The sequence below is a fragment of the Pseudoalteromonas fuliginea genome (genome assembly GCF_000690055.1).
Classification (GTDB): domain Bacteria; phylum Pseudomonadota; class Gammaproteobacteria; order Enterobacterales; family Alteromonadaceae; genus Pseudoalteromonas; species Pseudoalteromonas fuliginea.
In genome coordinates this window covers 1-380 of the sequence record NZ_JJNZ01000207.1, presented here as the reverse complement: position 1 = coordinate 380, position 380 = coordinate 1, and the positions used below count along the sequence as shown (strand labels likewise).

The window sequence follows — 380 nt, the reverse complement described above, 5'->3', positions numbered from 1 at the left end:
AAAAGAAATCAAACGAGATTCCCTGAGTAGTGACGAGCGAAACGGGAACAGCCCAAACCATAAAGTATGTATAGGTAGCTTTTGTACTTATGGGGTATGGAGTAACAGTAGGGAGGCTAATAGACCTGATAGAGGTTACGATTATTAAGAAAACAATTTGGGAAAGTTGGCCAAAGAGGGTTAAAGCCCCGTATCGTAAAATAATTGTAAACTGTATTTGTTACATCCTGAGTAGGTTCGGACACGAGAAATCCGGATTGAATAAGGGGGGACCACCCTCCAAGGCTAAATAGCATTCGAGATCGATAGTGAACTAGTACCATGAGGGAAAGGTGAAAAGAACCCCGGGAGGGGAGTGAAATAGAACCTGAAATTTTATG

General features: G+C 42.1%; 1 rRNA gene. It reads left to right on the top strand.

Annotated elements, in window-relative coordinates:
• Positions 1-380: ribosomal RNA gene (locus DC53_RS00140) — 23S ribosomal RNA — on the top strand; the annotation flags it as partial.